Annotated in this window: 16 protein-coding genes; 3 read left to right on the top strand and 13 right to left on the bottom strand. The window is 56.2% G+C overall.

The features are described from left to right. Window positions 1-157 precede the first annotated feature (157 nt). Entirely contained in the window at window positions 158-358 is a 201-nt protein-coding gene (locus V8L70_RS05920; protein ID WP_008959325.1) for a DUF1127 domain-containing protein, read from the top strand. Continuing rightward, window positions 345-1217: a PhzF family phenazine biosynthesis protein gene (locus V8L70_RS05915; protein ID WP_336269051.1), complete on the top strand. Its 873-nt coding sequence runs from the start codon at window positions 345-347 to the stop codon at window positions 1215-1217. Before V8L70_RS05920 ends, V8L70_RS05915 begins: the two co-directional genes overlap by 14 nt. 101 nt (window positions 1218-1318) lie before the next feature. Here the strand turns inward: V8L70_RS05915 and V8L70_RS05910 are convergent, their stop codons facing one another. From V8L70_RS05910 to aptA, 6 genes are all read right to left on the bottom strand, one after another. Beyond that, window positions 1319-2371, bottom strand: coding sequence for a class I fructose-bisphosphate aldolase (locus V8L70_RS05910; RefSeq protein WP_336269050.1), 1053 nt, complete (start codon window positions 2369-2371; stop codon window positions 1319-1321). A gap of 143 nt (window positions 2372-2514) precedes the next feature. After that, window positions 2515-2913 (bottom strand): Hsp20/alpha crystallin family protein, encoded by a 399-nt coding sequence (locus V8L70_RS05905; RefSeq protein WP_101148145.1) that lies wholly within the window; start codon window positions 2911-2913, stop codon window positions 2515-2517. Window positions 2914-2949: 36 nt separating this feature from the next. Continuing rightward, the gene (locus tag V8L70_RS05900) at window positions 2950-3411 is read right to left on the bottom strand and encodes an Hsp20/alpha crystallin family protein (protein ID WP_101148146.1); all 462 of its coding nucleotides are present in this window, start codon (window positions 3409-3411) and stop codon (window positions 2950-2952) included. Between the two features lie 141 nt (window positions 3412-3552). Then, window positions 3553-4173, bottom strand: coding sequence for a TetR/AcrR family transcriptional regulator (locus tag V8L70_RS05895; RefSeq protein ID WP_008959320.1), 621 nt, complete (start codon window positions 4171-4173; stop codon window positions 3553-3555). Window positions 4174-4267: 94 nt separating this feature from the next. Further along, window positions 4268-5764, bottom strand: a complete 1497-nt coding sequence (locus V8L70_RS05890) for a CoA-acylating methylmalonate-semialdehyde dehydrogenase (RefSeq protein WP_101148147.1) — start codon at window positions 5762-5764, stop codon at window positions 4268-4270. A 29-nt stretch (window positions 5765-5793) separates the two neighbouring features. Beyond that, a complete protein-coding gene (aptA, locus tag V8L70_RS05885) occupies window positions 5794-7167 on the bottom strand; it encodes an omega-aminotransferase AptA (RefSeq protein WP_198556163.1) in 1374 nt (457 codons plus the stop codon). A gap of 194 nt (window positions 7168-7361) precedes the next feature. Here aptA and V8L70_RS05880 point away from each other — a divergent pair, with 194 nt between their 5' ends. Further along, complete coding sequence (locus tag V8L70_RS05880; protein WP_101148148.1) at window positions 7362-8642, top strand: Zn-dependent hydrolase; 1281 nt, start codon at window positions 7362-7364, stop codon at window positions 8640-8642. Between the two features lie 35 nt (window positions 8643-8677). Here V8L70_RS05880 and V8L70_RS05875 read toward each other — a convergent pair whose 3' ends face one another. Genes V8L70_RS05875 through frdA form a run of 7 tightly spaced genes read right to left on the bottom strand, consistent with a single transcriptional unit; the run spans window position 8678 to window position 15299 of the window. Next, on the bottom strand, window positions 8678-10075 hold the full coding sequence (locus V8L70_RS05875) for an AMP-binding protein (RefSeq protein WP_101148149.1): 1398 nt from the start codon (window positions 10073-10075) through the stop codon (window positions 8678-8680). Continuing rightward, a complete protein-coding gene (gene menC, locus V8L70_RS05870) occupies window positions 10072-11016 on the bottom strand; it encodes an o-succinylbenzoate synthase (protein ID WP_101148150.1) in 945 nt (314 codons plus the stop codon). The genes V8L70_RS05875 and menC overlap by 4 nt, the downstream gene beginning before the upstream one ends. After that, a complete protein-coding gene (gene menB / locus V8L70_RS05865) occupies window positions 11016-11876 on the bottom strand; it encodes a 1,4-dihydroxy-2-naphthoyl-CoA synthase (protein WP_101148151.1) in 861 nt (286 codons plus the stop codon). The genes menC and menB overlap by 1 nt, the downstream gene beginning before the upstream one ends. A 46-nt stretch (window positions 11877-11922) precedes the next feature. Then, on the bottom strand, window positions 11923-12306 hold the full coding sequence (gene frdD, locus V8L70_RS05860) for a fumarate reductase subunit FrdD (RefSeq protein ID WP_232774987.1): 384 nt from the start codon (window positions 12304-12306) through the stop codon (window positions 11923-11925). Between the two features lie 2 nt (window positions 12307-12308). Then, window positions 12309-12704: a succinate dehydrogenase/fumarate reductase transmembrane subunit gene (locus V8L70_RS05855; protein ID WP_101148153.1), complete on the bottom strand. Its 396-nt coding sequence runs from the start codon at window positions 12702-12704 to the stop codon at window positions 12309-12311. Between the two features lie 13 nt (window positions 12705-12717). Further along, window positions 12718-13515, bottom strand: coding sequence for a succinate dehydrogenase/fumarate reductase iron-sulfur subunit (locus V8L70_RS05850; RefSeq protein ID WP_101148154.1), 798 nt, complete (start codon window positions 13513-13515; stop codon window positions 12718-12720). Then, window positions 13512-15299 (bottom strand): fumarate reductase (quinol) flavoprotein subunit, encoded by a 1788-nt coding sequence (gene frdA / locus V8L70_RS05845; RefSeq protein ID WP_101148155.1) that lies wholly within the window; start codon window positions 15297-15299, stop codon window positions 13512-13514. Before frdA ends, V8L70_RS05850 begins: the two co-directional genes overlap by 4 nt. Window positions 15300-15482 lie beyond the last annotated feature (183 nt).

Raw genomic sequence — 15482 nt, 5'->3', positions numbered from 1 at the left:
TCCCGCCCAAAGCCTGAAAGCAATACAGATGAACCCTTAAGCGACCATACAGAGATATAACACACCCATCTGTAACCTTAAAATAATAATACCTATATCTGTATCGAGGAAATAGCACTGAGTAATCTGGTGGGGCACTTAACACGGAGGATTCGCCATGCCACGCTTTAGCCTCACCCAGCTTCGCATTCAGTTACAAAGCTACCGCCAGTATCGTCGTAGCCGCCGCCAGTTACTGGCGCTTGAGGATCGGCTACTCGAAGATATCGGTATCAGCCGTACACAGGCGCTAAAAGAGGGCCGCAAAGCATTTTGGCAACAGACATCATTTAAAAGGGGGCCTGATGAAAGCCGCTGAATACTACCTACTCGACGTCTTTACCGACCAGCCGTTTACCGGCAATTCTTTGGCTGTCTTTCTTGATACCGATGGGTTAAGTACCAGCAATATGCAGGCGCTGGCCAATGAGCTCAATCTTGCTGAAACGGTGTTTTTAGGCGCAGCGGCTGGACCGAATCACTACCCGATGCGGATTTTTACGCCGACTCGTGAGCTACCTTTTGCAGGCCACCCCACGGTCGGCACCGCGCACCTGTTAGCAGAGTTGAACCTCACAAACCGCGCGCAAGACGTGGTGCTACAGCCACCTATCGGCGAACTGGTGGTTAGTTATGAGCAAGGAAGAGCAACGTTTAAAACCGCCCAGCCGGTCCAGTTAATGGATAGCAGCATTGAACATGCAACGGCGGCAACACTACTCGGGCTTGAAAGCCATCAGGTGATTGGCAACCCCATATTCTCCTCCTTCGGGCTACCCTTTCATCTGATCGAGCTAACCGATCGTGACGCTTTAGAGCGCATCAGCATCTCCACCGCCACATGGGCAAGTGCGGTGATGACGAGCAGCGCGGAACAGATATACGTTTACGTTAAAGCGCCGTCGAGAAACGCTGGTATCGAGATCAGAAGTCGCATGTTCTGCATGCATGCCAGCATCTGTGAAGATCCTGCCACCGGCAGCGCCGCAGCCGCTTTAACGGGCTACTTGGCCTCGACCCAGCCAAACGCCATCCACTGCAACATTTACCAGGGCGTTGAAATGGGGCGACCCAGCATTATTCACACCGCCGCCAATGGCGAGATCGAACCCGGTTTTGTAACGGTGGGCGGTAATGCCGTTGTGGTGGGTCAGGGCGTGTTTAAAGTGCATCAATAAGTGCATACAAACAATCGCATGCAAACAATCGCATGAAAGATACTCAACACGCCCTGCCTTGCTGGTTGATCAACTCGCTTCCAATGCTTGCGAGTGGAGGGTCAGGCCACCGTCACGTCGGCCGAGAGATAGACATCCTGAATAGCATGCAGCAGGTCGACACCTTCCTGCATCGGCTTCTGGAACGCCTTGCGACCGGAAATAAGGCCCATGCCCCCGGCACGCTTGTTGATCACCGCCGTGCGAACGGCCTCACCCAGGTCAGAATGCCCTTTAGAGCCCCCGCCGGAGTTGATCAACCCAGCGCGTCCCATAAAGCAGTTGGCTACCTGATAACGAGCCAGATCGATCGGGTGATCCGACGTCAGCTTGCTGTAAACATCATCGTGGGTGTGGCCGAATCCGACTGCTTTGTAGCCGCCGTTATTTTCAGGCAGTTTCTGCTTGACGATATCCGCCTTGAGAGTGGCTGCCATATGGTTGGCCTGGCTGGTGAGGTCGGCTGCGACGTGGTAATCGGTGCCTTCCTGCTTGAAATCCGGGTTGCGTAGATACGCCCACAACACGGTGACCATGCCCAACTGGTGAGCGCGCTCAAAGGCTTCGCTGATTTCCATGATTTGCCGGCGACTCTCGTGGGAGCCAAAGTAAATGGTCGCCCCAACCGCCACGCAGCCCATGTCGTGCGCCTGCTCTACATCAGCAAATAATGTCTGGTCATAGATAGCCGGGTAACTCAGCGTCTCGTTATGGTTGAGTTTTAGCATCATCGGGATCTTGTGAGCATAGCGCCGCGCCACCGACGAAAGCACGCCAAGCGTGGAAGCCACGCCGTTGCAGCCACCTTCTATAGCCAACTCGACAATGTTGGCCGGGTCGAAATAGCGCGGGTTAGGTGCAAACGAGGCACCTGCCGAGTGTTCAATGCCCTGGTCTACCGGCAGCAGGCTAAGATAGCCGGTACCCGCCAAGCGCCCATGATTAAAGAATGCCTGCATGTTACGCAGCACCGCTGGGCTGCGGTCACTATCGGCCATCACACGATCGATGAAATCGGGGCCAGGGAGATGTAAGTCCTCACGACGCACCCCCTGGCAAGTGTGGTTAAGCAAGCTATCGGCATCGCTGCCAAGCAAAGCGGCTATATCGGTCATGATGGGCTCCTCTCTACTTAATTTGTAAGAAAGTGTAAAACAAAAACTTCCTCACTAGAGCATAGAGCTTAAATAGCGCAGATGGAAAGTACCGCCCCCGTCTTACAGCGAAAATACCGAGGGCGGTAGGTAGCAGCCCTGTCTTATGCTGCCTGAACATCGATACGCCGTGAGCGATGGCTATCCTTTTTCGGCAGCGTAATGGTCACGACACCATTGGTGATACTGGCCGTAATGGCATCACTGTCCACTTCATGACTAAGATTGAAGCGGCGCGCAAACCGCTGGCCACGCACCTCAGCATGCAGCGCGCTCAGCCCTTCAGGCATATTCAGGGCTATCTCACCCTCCAAGCTCAGCACGTTATTATCGAGCTCTACCTTGAGCGATTCGCGGGTCACGCCAGGCATATCGGCAATTAGTTTGAGGGCGCTGGCTTCCTCAATGATATCCACTGCCGGTAGCAACGTTTCTTGAGTACGTTTTATGTCGCCGCGCTCCTGCAACGGGGACTGGGTGGCTGTACGAACAACGTTATTCATGGTTTACCCTCCTGTACCAAGGTTAATAAACATGACTTAAGCCGCCTGAACATCAATACGCCGCGGCTTGAGTTCTTCCCGCTTAGGCAGCACGATCTCAAACACACCATGGGCATGATGCGCTTCGGCACGCTCAGCATCTAAGCCATCAGGTAGTGCAATGGCCCGCACGAACTCACCGCTGGGGCGCTCACGTCGAAACACTGGGCGCGAGCTGCCATCCTCATTACTACCGATGGCGGGCTCACGCTTGCCACGCAGGGTAAGCACGTTATCCTGGATATCAATGGTCAAGTCCGAGGGCGCCAGCCCCGCAGCAAACACATAGACACGCACGGCATCATCGCTGCGAGCGAGATTGATCATCGGAAAACTGCCCCGTGGCACTGCGCGAATATCCATCGCACTGCCATCAGGCAAGAAGCCGTCCAACAGTTGGCGAAACCAATCCAACTGCTGGGACGAGCCGATTTCGAAACGCTTAATATCGTCGAACATAGCGAACACCTCCTACGTTAAGCAGATGATCGAAAGAGGCCGCCACGTCACAGAGCAGCGCCTCTATCAACTGCAAAATAGGAGCAGTTCAAAGGCTTTCAAGGGGTTCAATAGCAATTTTTCTAGCTTTTTCACCGGCCATTACGAAGTCAGCCCAATGCCCCGCAAAATCACCGAAGTAACCGACTGCACGGCTTTTTCGAACTGTAAGTCGTCCAGCGGCTGGTCGTCGTTGAGCAAGTAGATTTGGTAGTCGAAATCGGCGTAGTGCTGGGTAGAGGCCCAGATCATGTATAGAAGGTAGGAAGGTTCGACGGGATTGATCTGGCCCGACTCGACCCACTCGCGAATTTTCGATTCTTTGAGTTTGGCCCATTCATAGAGGTTATCGCGCAGGCGCTCCTTAAGGATCGGGGCGCCCTGCATCACTTCGGCGGCCCATACTTTTGAGCCGTGGGCGCGGTTGCGGGAGTGGGTCATCTTGGCGCGAATGTAGGTGGAAAGCACGACGCGAGGATCATCGTAAAGCTCAAAGCACAGCGCATCCTGTTTCCATACTTCGAGAAGCTCTAACAGTACATCTTGATACAGCGCTTTTTTGGTCGAGAAGTAGTAGTGCACATTGGATTTGGGGATCTCTGCCAGTTGTGCGATTTCACCCATTGAGGCACCTGCATAGCCTTTTTCGGCAAACAGCTGCTCTGCCGCTTGGAGAATCTTTTTTACGTTAGTTTGCCGAATTTCGTCCTGGGTTCTCGCCACGCTGTCCTCGTCCCTATACGTCTGAAGTACGCACCAAAAAAAGCACCATCGCAGGGCGACGGTGCTGAGAAGATGTCCTAGTTACCCTAAGACGTCAACTTTGATTGTTGGGGAACGAGAACTCGGCCCGAGTGGCCTCGCTCACCGACGGCCAGCGCTGGGAAACCGCTTTGCGGCGGGTATAGAAACGCACTGAGTCAGGGCCGTAGGCGTGAAGGTCACCAAACAGCGAACGCTTCCAGCCGCCAAAGCTGTGGTAGGCCACCGGCACGGGTAGCGGTACGTTCACCCCTACCATGCCAACCTCAATACCGTCGGTAAAGCGACGGGCGGCTTCGCCATCACGGGTGAATAGGCAGGTGCCATTACCATATTCATGATCGTTAATTAGCTGCATGGCGTCGTCCAAACTGCCGACCCGTACGATGCACAGCACTGGCCCGAAGATCTCTTCCTGGTAAATACGCATCTCAGCGGTAACGTTATCGAACAAGCAGCCACCAACAAAATAGCCCTCTTCATGGCCAGCCACTTTCAGGCTGCGGCCATCAGCAACCAGTGTTGCCCCGGCGTTAACGCCATCTTCGATGAAGCCGAGCACTTTATCGCGGTGCTCTGCCGTTACCAGCGGGCCCATATCCAGGCCTTTGTCAGTGCCAGGGCCCACTTTCAGCTGAGCGATTTTGGGCAGCATGGTTTCGACCAAACGATTGGCCGTTTCATCGCCAACACATACCGCCACTGAAATCGCCATGCAGCGTTCACCGCAGCTACCGTAAGCCGCGCCCATTAGCGTGTTGGCGGCGTTTTCCAAATCAGCATCCGGCAGCACCACGGCGTGGTTCTTCGCCCCGCCCAACGCTTGAACGCGCTTACCGGCGGCGGCCCCGCGAGAGTAGATCGCTTCCGCCACTGGCGTAGAGCCGACAAACGAAATGGCTTTAACGGCTTTGGCATCCAAGAGTGTTTCCACTGCTTCGCGACCGCCGTGAATGACGTTCATCACGCCTTTAGGGAGCCCCGCTTCTTGAAGCAGTTCGGCCACGGCCATTGAGGCGGACGGGTCTTTCTCAGATGGCTTGAGGATAAAGGTATTACCACAGGCAATGGCCATGGGGTACATCCACAGCGGCACCATGGCGGGGAAGTTAAACGGGGTAATGCCTGCCACCACGCCTAAGGGCTGGAAGTTTGACCATGCATCAATGCCCGGCCCTACGTTGTGGGAGTACTCGCCTTTGAGTAGTTCCGGTACGCCGCAGGCGTACTCGACGTTCTCGATGCCACGCTTGAGTTCGCCCATCGCATCTTCTGGGGTTTTGCCATGCTCTTCGCTGACCAGTTGTACTAAGCGGTCAGCGTGCTCTTCCAGCAACTGCTTAAAACGGTACATCACCTGGGCGCGCTTGGCGGGTGGCGTATCGCGCCAAGCGGGAAAAGCCGCCTGGGCGGCGGCAATGGCGCGCTCTACGTCGGCGGCATCCGCATCAGCAACCTGGCGAATCACTTTGCCCGTTGAGGGATTGGTGACATCCAGCGTGCGCTTACTCTCGACTAACTCACCGTTAATCAGGTGGGAAACAACACTCATAGTTAAACTCCAAACAGGGTTGGCCAGGGTTACGCCAGTGAATCCAGGGTGGTCGCGACGGCATCAAACAAACGCTCAAGCTCAGCTTCCGTAGTGCCAAAGGGAGGGCCAAACTGCAGGGTGTCGGCGCCGTAGCGCACGTAGAAACCTGCTTCCCAAAGCGCCATGTGCGCATCGCGGGGGCGGATCGTTGGGTCGCCGTCGCGGGGGGTTAGCTGAATGGCACCGGCCAAGCCGTAGTTACGAATATCGACAACGTGATTGCGGCCTTTCAAGGCGTGCAGCTTCTGCTCAAAAGTCGGCGCGATGGCGCTCACCTGAGCGGGGAAGTTTTCACGCTCCATCATTTCAAGCGCCGCTAGCGCCGCAGCACACGCCACTGGGTGGGCGCTATACGTGTACCCATGGGAGAACTCAACAGCGTGTTGGGGGCCACCAGCGTTCATGAAGGTGTCGAATATCTCGCTGGAAGCAATGACCGCGCCCATAGGAATGGCGCCGTTAGTGATCTGCTTGGCTACGTTCATGATATCCGGCGTCACGCCAAACGCTTCCGCGCCGGTGGTCGCACCGCTGCGCCCAAAGGCGGTGATCACTTCATCGAAAATCAGCAGGATATCGTTAGCGGTGCAGATCTCTCGCAGCCGATCCAAATAACCTTTTGGCGGTACGATCACACCCGCCGAGCCAGACATTGGCTCAACAATCACCGCCGCAATCGTAGAGGCATCGTGAAGGGCGATTTGATCGAGCAACGCATCGGCAAGCTCGGCACCGGTTTCCGCTTGACCACGGGTGAACGCATGGCCCGCTTGAAGGGTGTGGGGTAGGTGCGTCACATCCAATAACTGGCCGTAGTGTTTCCGGTTACCACCGATACCGCCCAGGCTGGTACCGCCAATATTCACCCCGTGATAGCCCTTGGCGCGGCCAATCATGCGGGTTTTCTCAGGCTTCCCTTTTAACCGCCAGTAGGCCTTGGCCATTTTGACCGAGGTATCGGCGGCTTCAGAACCCGAGTTAGTGAAAAATACATGGTCAAGCCCGGCAGGTGTGAGGCTGGCAACCTTTTCCGCCAGTTTAAACGCCAGCGGATGGCCAAGCTGAAAACCTGGCGCAAAGTCGAGGCTACCTAACTGCGCCGACACGGCTTTTTGAATCTCTTCGCGGTTATGTCCCGCGCCGCAGGTCCATAGCCCGGAAAGCGAATCGAACAGCTTACGACCCTGGTCATCAATGTAGTAACGCCCTTCCGCCCCGGCGATGACACGCGGGTTGGCGTGAAAATCGCGGTTGGCGCTAAACGGCATCCAGTAGTGCTGATTAAGTACCGTTTTTGAAGGGGCATCCCCCATCGAAGAAGGCGAGGCTTGTGTCTTGGTTTTGCTTTTTATTCCAAACATGGTGTCTAGCTCCATCGCTATGAGACATGGTCTCAGCATGCGCCACCACACACGTTTATAAAATTACGCTTTTCTTTTGTTCACGTTAGAGGATCTATACGTATTACTGGCTTTTTTATCTCTACTCTAGCAATGAGCCAAATAATAAATCGGGGAGTCGCCAGCTTCGTCCGTGCTCAATAAAAGGAATTGATATGAACTCGCTTACTGAACCGAAAATCGCTATCGCTGACTTACGCACTGACAGCGACCGACTTTGGGAATCGCTAATGGAGTTGGCCAAGCTAGGCGCCACCGCCAAAGGCGGCGTCAACCGCCAAGCGCTTACCGATTTAGAGCGCCAGGGGCGGGATCTCTTTATCCAGTGGTGCCGCGCAGAGGGCTGCACGATACGGATTGATAATATCGGCAATATTTTTGCGCGTAGGGAAGGCAGCGATCCTAACGCCAAAACCGTCATGGCGGGCAGCCACCTGGATAGTCAGCCTACCGGCGGCAAGTACGACGGCTGCTTCGGCGTACTCTCCGGCCTGGAAGTGATTCGCACCCTTAACCAGCACAACATTACTACTCAGTCCCCTATCGAAGTCGTCGCCTGGACCAACGAAGAAGGCTGCCGCTTTCCGCCCTGCATGATGGGCTCCGGCGTATTTACCGGCGAGCTGGAATTTGACGCCATGATGGCGCGCACCGATGCCGATGGCGTGACGGTTAGCGATGCTCTGGACGCCATCCACTACCGCGGTAGCGATAACGTGTCGCCCAGTGAGATAAAAGCCTACTTTGAACCACATATTGAGCAGGGCCCGATTCTGGAAGATACCGACACCACGATTGGTGTGGTGATCGGCGGGCTTGGCCAGAAGTGGTTCGATTTAACCCTGACCGGGCTGGAAGCCCACGCGGGCCCTACGCCGATGAACCTACGCCGGGATGCCATGATGGGTGCGGCGGAAGTTACTCAGGCGCTCAACCGTATTGCCAATGAGCACCAGCCCCACGGGCGCGGCACGGTAGGCTGTATGACCCTACACCCAGGTTCACGTAACGTGATTCCCGGCCAAGTCAAAATGACCCTGGATATGCGCCACTGGGAGCCTGAAGCGCTGATCTCTATGGGCCAAGCTGTCGAAGCTGCCGTAGAAGAAATTTGCCAACGTCATGGCCTGGCGTATGAATTAACGCCTACGGCGGATTTTGCCCCGGAATACTTCAATAAAGAGTGTGTTGATGCGGTTCGCCAAGGGATAGAGAAGCTCGAGCTCTCCCATATGGATATCATCAGCGGCGCAGGCCACGATGCGATGTTTGTGGGTCGCGTCGCCCCCGCCGCCATGATCTTTATTCCCTGCAAAGATGGCATCAGCCATAACGAGATCGAAAGCGCGACGCCGGAGCATGTCCATGCAGGTTGCAATGTGTTACTCCACGCTATGCTGGATGCCGCTGGCACTGACGCTGACCTAGCTGAATAAGCCGAATAAAGAGAAAGGTTTAAAAGGTCGCGTCGCTAAACGGTAAAATTTACGTGTGCCCGTGCCAGCTCAGCAAACTGCCTGCGGGAGGGTTTAAAGCCCACTCCTGGCGGCCAGGCCAGCCAGGCATCGGGCACCATAAAGCCGGGTAGCGCCTCGCGTACCCAGGCACTTATCGCCTGTTCTGTCACGGCTTCTCCATGCCAATCGATAAACGCCACTGGGCGCTCGCCCCACTCGGGGTGGGGCACCGGTACGACTAACGCCTGGGCAACGCCAGGGTGATCAACCAAGCGCTGCTCAATGGCTTCTGGCTGAATATTCTCGCCGCCGGAGATAAAACCATTATCAAGCCGCCCTTCCACCACTAGCGCGCCTTCCGTGGTGAAGTGCCCCTTATCGCGGGTGGCAAACCAGCCCTGATCGTTGAGCGCTGGGTCAACCTCGCCATTATTCAAATAACCGCAGAATAGAGTCTCGCCGCGCACCTGTATCTCACCTTCAACAACCCTCACCTCACGGCCTGGCAGCGGCCTGCCGACGACGCCCGGCGCGGTAGGTATACCAGTGCAGACTTGGCTGGCCATCTCGGATAGCCCATAGCTAACCTTCGGTGTCAGCCCCAGGAATGCCATCTGCACCACCAGCGGCGCAGGAATGGCCGCACCGCCCAGCAGCAGCTCGCGCAATTGAGTGCTCTTAGGCGTCAAGCCCGCTTTCAGCAGCCGCCAAAGCTGGGTGGGCACTAGCGAAAGATGGGTGATTGATTGCTGCTCAAGGCGCGCGGGAAGCGTTTGCGGATCGCCATCGAGAATCACCCGCCCACCGGCCATAAAAACGCGGAACGGAATAGCATAGCCACCGATATGAAACAGCGGTAGCGACAACAGCCAGCCACTGTTTTGATCAACCGGAATAACCACCGCCGATCCCCGCGCCGAGGCCAAATGATTGGCCACACGATGCAGCACCGCCTTGGGCGTGCCGCTGGAGCCGGAGGTGAAAATGGTGTTACACAGCTGGCTACCATCAAGCGCCGGAGGCTCACCTGCATCAGCTTCCGCCCGGAAATCGAGAGTGATCGGCGTTAGCTTTGAAGCGTAATCATTGTCACTTTCCGTCTGGCAAACGCGGCCAGCCCGCAAACGCTTGGCCAGGCCAAGCTGCTGAGTAACAGGAAATGCTGGGTTAAGCGGGCAGAAAATCACCCCGATCCGCAGGCAGGCCCACGCCAGCAGCAAGGATTCAAGCGAGCCTTTGGCAGGGACGACTAGCCGATCACCTGGCACAAAACCTTTCCGAGCCAGTTGCTGTGCTAAACACGCTACGCGGCGGTTGAGCGTTCGGTAACTAAGCTTCACCGAACCCGCCTCTATGGCGATTTTCTCAGGGGTCTCTTTGGCCCAGTAGAAAATAGGGCAAATATCTTTCACGCTGAATTTTCCATTTTATAGAGACAATGCAAGCTTTCTGTCATCACTCCGCCACCGGCAGTGGTCACGCGCTCGGTAAGCCAGAGGCCGGTATCCAGCCCCGGTGGCTCATGAGGCGCCCACTCGCTAGCCAACCGGGCAAGCAACCCAAGGCCTAAATCGGATTCAAAGCTGGAGGAAACTACCACGCATAGATTGACCGCCCGTGCCCGCTGAACAAGTACCTCGCAGTCGCTTAGCGAGCCAATCAGCGTGGGTTTGATCACCAGGGCTTTAAGCTGCGGGTGATAGTTCCACTCTTCCCTGCGCGAGAGGGTTTCATCCAGGGCAATGGCTACCCCAGTCGCTTCTGCCACGGCGATGGTGTCAGCAAAGGCAGCGCAGGGCTCTTCCAGGTAGTCGATTTGCGCAAGAGGTAGGCGCTCACAGAAGCGCTGGGCTTCTGTGAGCGCCCAGCCGCTATTGGCATCCAGAATCAGCTTAGTAGTGGGCAGCCGCGCGGCAAGCTTTTCGATCAGCGCCAGTTCTTCCTCCATGGCATAGCGTGCCACCTTTAACTTGAGCCGAGACGGTGGCGACGCTTGCCAATGGGAGGTTGAAAGAGACTGTATCAATGCTGCTGGCTCCCCCTGGAGCAGCGGGTAGGGCGGTAAAGGCGCTGGAAGATTGAGTGGCCAAACGCGTTGGGCGCAGCCAAACCCAAACTGCACTGACGGTAGCGTTGGGGAGACTTTTTCGCCTCGGCTCAAAGCAACCAAGCAAGCCAGACTTTCGGCTTCAGCTTCCACCAGCGTTTCAGTCGAGAATCCAGGTAGCGGGGCAATCTCGCCCCACTGGCCATTAATGGAAACTAACAGCCCCTCTCTATTCGCCAGCCGCTCTCCTTTAAACATCAACGGCTGACGGAACGGTAGAGAGTAGCGGTAGAGCGCCAGTTGCATTAAGGGTTACGGGGGTAGCGGGAGAAGTCCGGGCGACGCTTTTCGTTGAAGGCGTTACGCCCTTCCTGCCCCTCTTCGGTCATGTAGTAGAGCATGGTGGCGTTACCTGCTAGCTCCTGCAGCCCGGCCTGACCGTCGCAGTCGGCATTGAGCGCGGCTTTTAGGCAGCGCAGCGCCATGGGGCTATGCTGTAGCATTTCCCGGCACCAGCGCACGCTCTCTTTTTCCAGCTCTTCCAGCGGCACCACGTGATTAACAAGCCCCATTTCCAGCGCTTGGACGGCGCTGTACTGGCGGCACAAAAACCAGATCTCCCGGGCCTTTTTCTGGCCCACAATGCGCGCCATATAAGAGGCGCCGTAGCCGCCATCGAAGGAGCCTACTTTAGGGCCGGTTTGGCCAAAGACAGCGTTATCGGCGGCAATGGTCAGATCACACATTAGATGCAGAACATGACCGCCGCCAATGGCGTAGCCCGCCACCATGGCGATAATCGGCTTGGGGCAGGTGCGAATATCGCGCTGGAAATCCAGCACGTTGAGGTGGTGGGTGCCCTCTTCATCCTGGTAGCCGCCGTAGTCACCGCGAATGCGCTGGTCACCGCCGGAACAGAACGCTTTGTCGCCTGCACCCGTAAGCAGAATGGCGCCAATGGTGCTGTCGTGGCGAGCGCGGTTTAGCGCTTGGGCCATCTCGCTAACCGTTAGCGGGCGAAAGGCGTTGCGCACCTCGGGGCGGTTGATGGTGATGCGCGCAATGCCGTCGGCAGTGGTGTGGTACAAAATATCCTGATAGCCATCTGAGCGATCCTGCCACTCTACCGGGCCATAGAATTCCGTTTCAGTGAGTCCGTTAATCATGTCAGTCTCTTTTTATCAGTTGGGACGAATGCTGACAGCGCGCCGTTTAACCCAGCATACCTATGACGACCAAGCCCAGCGCCACCATGCTGAGCAGCGCAGCGCCACCGTACATCAGCTTTTTGTTAAGTGCGTCATTGCCCACGCTGATATCAAACATCCCATGGCGCAGGCGGTGGGCGGCATGAAATAGTGGCAAGCAAACAACTGCCCCAACAAACAGAAAGCCCGGTACGCTAAACAGCAGCTTTGAGGCCCGTTCATAGCTCAGCGCCTCGGCAGGCAACAGGCCAAGAGGCAGTAGAATAGCGATAAAGAGAATAACGGCAGGCAGGAAGACGGCAAAGCAGACACCGCCCGCGCTAAACAGCCCCCACCAGAGCGGTTCATCAAAGGCTTGTTTATGTTTACTGATGGCTATTTTTTCCATGTTCATGCCCTCCCCAATAGCCAGAAAAACAGTAGCGCGACCGCTACGACTCCCGCCCACTGCCCAGCAACAATGACTTGGTCAGGCAGGCTATGCCCGGCGATGCGCAGCGGCATGACCCGCGGAAACAGTACAAAGAAGGTGACAGCGTGAAACAAGCTGGCGGCCAGTGCGAGAAGATTAAGCACTAATACGATGGGAGAGCCCATAAAGGCGATCCACCCTTGCCAGCTTTCTGCCCCTTGCAGAAGAGCAAACATACCGGCGAGTAAGCAGAACGTGAAAAACAGCAGCGGCAGTACCGTGGCTTCACGCAGCATATAGAGCTTAAAAAAGCCGTGCTTCAGCCACCAAGTGCGTTTCAGCGGCGGCAAGCGTTGTGTTGATGATTTATCCATGATGCTCCTCCCCCTATCCTTTAAACAGCGCGATAAGCGTGTGTTTGGCCGCCTCAACCTTGCCCTGATTCACCGCCGCGGCCGGGTCAACGTGTTTGGGGCAGACCTTGGAGCAGAACCCCACAAACGTGCAACTCCACACCCCTTCATGGCGATTGAGCTCCGCCATGCGCTGCTTCTTACCGTGGTCGCGGCTATCCAGGTTGTAGCGGTGGGCCAGTGTTATCGCCGCTGGGCCAAGGAACTCAGGGTTCAGCCCAAACTGCGGGCAGGCTGAGTAACAAAGCCCACAGTTTATGCAGTTAGCAAACTGCTTATAGCGTTCAAGTTGTTCAGGTGTCTGGCGGTAGGTTTCCGGCGCTTGCGGGTCAAACGCTTTCACCGGGTTGTCGTCAATCAAATAGGGCTTCACCGCCGCCAGATGCTCCAGGAATATCTCCATATCCACCACCAGATCCCGCTGCACGGGGAAGTGGGCCAGCGGTTCAATGCGAATATCGCCCTCGTAATCGCGCAGGAAGGTTTTGCAGCCGAGCTTGGGAATGCCGTTCACCATGACCCCGCAGGAGCCGCAAATCGCCATCCGGCAGGACCAGCGGTAGCTCAAGGTGCTATCGAGCTGCTCTTTAATATGGTTGAGGGCATCCAGCAGGGATGTGCTGTCATCCACCGGTAAGTCGTACGCCTGCCAGTAGGACTCCGTCGAATTATCCGGCAGGTAGCGTTTGACGCTGATGTGCTTGGTACTTATGTTTTTAGTACTGATGTTATTAGTGCTAACACGCTTGGCAGTGATTTGATCGGTGTTCATGCTTTACTCCCCTTACCCGCATCGCCATAAGCCCGTTCAGCGGGGGCAGAAAACCGCACATCAACGTCCTGCCAGCGCAACTCAGCATGAGCATCGCCTTGATAGAACACCTGGCTGTGTTTGAGGTAGTTAACGTCATCACGTTTCTGCATACCTTCATCCAAGCGCTGGTGGGCGCCACGGGATTCACGGCGCTCCAGCGCCCCCAAACAAGAGGCTTCGGCAATATCCAGGCCACACTCTAGCTCAAGACACTCAAGCAACTCGGTATTGAAGACCTTGCTGGTATCGTTAACGCGAACCCTATTAAAGCGCTCACGTAGCTGGCGCATGGTAGCCAGCGAATGGCGCATACCCTCTTCGGTGCGGTAAATCCCACAGCCGTTCTCCATGGCTTGTACCATGGCGTGCTTGAGTGCTACCCAGTTCTCTGCACCCCCGGTTCCATCACAGAGCCGCAGCAGTTTAGCTTGTTGGCGATCGCCCTGGGCTTCCAACAGGCGCTCATCGGCCCACTCGGTTTGTGCTGCGCGCTTGCTTGCTTGTTCACCGGCTAAGCGACCAAACACCAGCAGCTCTGTCAACGAGTTGGAGCCCAGGCGGTTGGCACCGTGCAAACCGACAGAAGCACACTCCCCGGCGGCGTAGAGCCCGGCGATTGAGGTTTCGCACTTAGGATCGGTTTCAATACCGCCCATGGTGTAGTGCACCGCCGGGCGAATGGGAATCGGCTCTTTAACAGGGTCGACGTTGATGTAGGCTTTCGCCAGCTCGCAGATAAACGGCAGACGTTCCAGAATGGTCTTTTCGCCTAAATGACGCAGGTCGAGATAGACCACATCGCTGTCGCCAAACTTGCCGGTGCGGCCCGCCTGCTGCTCCTGCCAAAATGCCTGGGAAAGTTTGTCCCGTGGCCCCAGTTCCATGTACTTGTTTTCCGGCTTGCCCAGCGGAGTTTCCGGGCCCAGGCCGTAATCCTGCAGGTAACGATAGCCATCCTTATTGAGCAGAATGCCACCTTCGCCTCGGCACGCTTCGGTAATCAAAATGCCAGAACCGGGCAGGCCGGTGGGGTGGTACTGGACGAACTCCATATCCCGCAGCGCCACACCGTGACGATAGGCCATCGCCATGCCGTCACCAGTGACAATGCCCGCATTGGTATTGAAGCGGAACAAGCGCCCAGCGCCACCAGTGGCGAGCACCACCGCCTTTGCGCGCAGCAGGGTCAGTTCACCGGTGGCAATTTGAAGCGCAATCACGCCGATCACAGCGCCCTCGTGAACGGCCAGGTCGAGTACGAAGTACTCATCGAAACGCTCGATTTCAGGATATTTGAGTGAGGTCTGAAACAGCGTGTGGAGCATATGGAAGCCGGTTTTGTCAGCCGCGAACCAGGTGCGGGCCGTTTTCATGCCGCCAAAGCGGCGCACCTGCACTTGGCCATCGTCTTTTCGGCTCCAGGGGCAGCCCCATCGCTCCATCTGCACCAGTTCTTGATAAGCATGATGGACAAAGTAGTCGGCCACACCCTGTTCCACCAGCCAATCGCCGCCTGACACCGTGTCATCAAAATGTGCCTGATGCGAGTCTTCGGGGCTGGTAACCGCGGCAGCGCCACCTTCAGCAGCCACAGTATGCGAGCGCATGGGATAAACCTTGGACAGCAGCGCAATTCGTTGAGGGGTCTTGTGCTCCTTAGCGTGTTCAGCGGCACCAATAGCAGCGCGTAAGCCTGCTCCCCCACCACCCACAATAACGATATCGAAATCTCGCTGCTGCATGACAATCCCTTCCGTTCGCTAGGTTCAAAGGCCGCAAATGCGACGCTCTTCGAGGCCCTATCCTGGATTGAAACTACCATACCCCTGGTCAGCAAAATTTTTATTGCGCATTGGTCTAAAGAACTATTGACCCGCGTCAAGAAAAGTACAAACCAGGGTGGTGTTAAGCCGATATTAGGGCCA

Origin of the sequence: Vreelandella arctica, from assembly GCF_037070215.1 — a bacterium.
In the GTDB taxonomy this organism is placed as follows: domain Bacteria; phylum Pseudomonadota; class Gammaproteobacteria; order Pseudomonadales; family Halomonadaceae; genus Vreelandella; species Vreelandella arctica.
The sequence above is the reverse complement of the archived record's forward strand: the minus strand, read 5'-3'. Positions and strand labels throughout refer to the sequence as shown.

What these genes read in the sequence shown, in the direction of transcription:
- menC (WP_101148150.1), bottom strand. Translation starts at nt 11,016, where the DNA reads ATGCAACTGGCGCTCTACCGCTACTCTCTACCGTTCCGTCAGCCGTTG.
- menB (WP_101148151.1), bottom strand. Translation starts at nt 11,876, where the DNA reads ATGATTAACGGACTCACTGAAACGGAATTCTATGGCCCGGTAGAGTGG.
- aptA (WP_198556163.1), bottom strand. Translation starts at nt 7,167, where the DNA reads ATGTTTGGAATAAAAAGCAAAACCAAGACACAAGCCTCGCCTTCTTCG.
- frdD (WP_232774987.1), bottom strand. Translation starts at nt 12,306, where the DNA reads ATGGAAAAAATAGCCATCAGTAAACATAAACAAGCCTTTGATGAACCG.
- V8L70_RS05900 (WP_101148146.1), bottom strand. Translation starts at nt 3,411, where the DNA reads ATGTTCGACGATATTAAGCGTTTCGAAATCGGCTCGTCCCAGCAGTTG.
- V8L70_RS05880 (WP_101148148.1), top strand. Translation starts at nt 7,362, where the DNA reads ATGAACTCGCTTACTGAACCGAAAATCGCTATCGCTGACTTACGCACT.
- V8L70_RS05850 (WP_101148154.1), bottom strand. Translation starts at nt 13,515, where the DNA reads ATGAACACCGATCAAATCACTGCCAAGCGTGTTAGCACTAATAACATC.
- frdA (WP_101148155.1), bottom strand. Translation starts at nt 15,299, where the DNA reads ATGCAGCAGCGAGATTTCGATATCGTTATTGTGGGTGGTGGGGGAGCA.
- V8L70_RS05890 (WP_101148147.1), bottom strand. Translation starts at nt 5,764, where the DNA reads ATGAGTGTTGTTTCCCACCTGATTAACGGTGAGTTAGTCGAGAGTAAG.
- V8L70_RS05910 (WP_336269050.1), bottom strand. Translation starts at nt 2,371, where the DNA reads ATGACCGATATAGCCGCTTTGCTTGGCAGCGATGCCGATAGCTTGCTT.
- V8L70_RS05855 (WP_101148153.1), bottom strand. Translation starts at nt 12,704, where the DNA reads ATGGATAAATCATCAACACAACGCTTGCCGCCGCTGAAACGCACTTGG.
- V8L70_RS05905 (WP_101148145.1), bottom strand. Translation starts at nt 2,913, where the DNA reads ATGAATAACGTTGTTCGTACAGCCACCCAGTCCCCGTTGCAGGAGCGC.
- V8L70_RS05915 (WP_336269051.1), top strand. Translation starts at nt 345, where the DNA reads ATGAAAGCCGCTGAATACTACCTACTCGACGTCTTTACCGACCAGCCG.
- V8L70_RS05920 (WP_008959325.1), top strand. Translation starts at nt 158, where the DNA reads ATGCCACGCTTTAGCCTCACCCAGCTTCGCATTCAGTTACAAAGCTAC.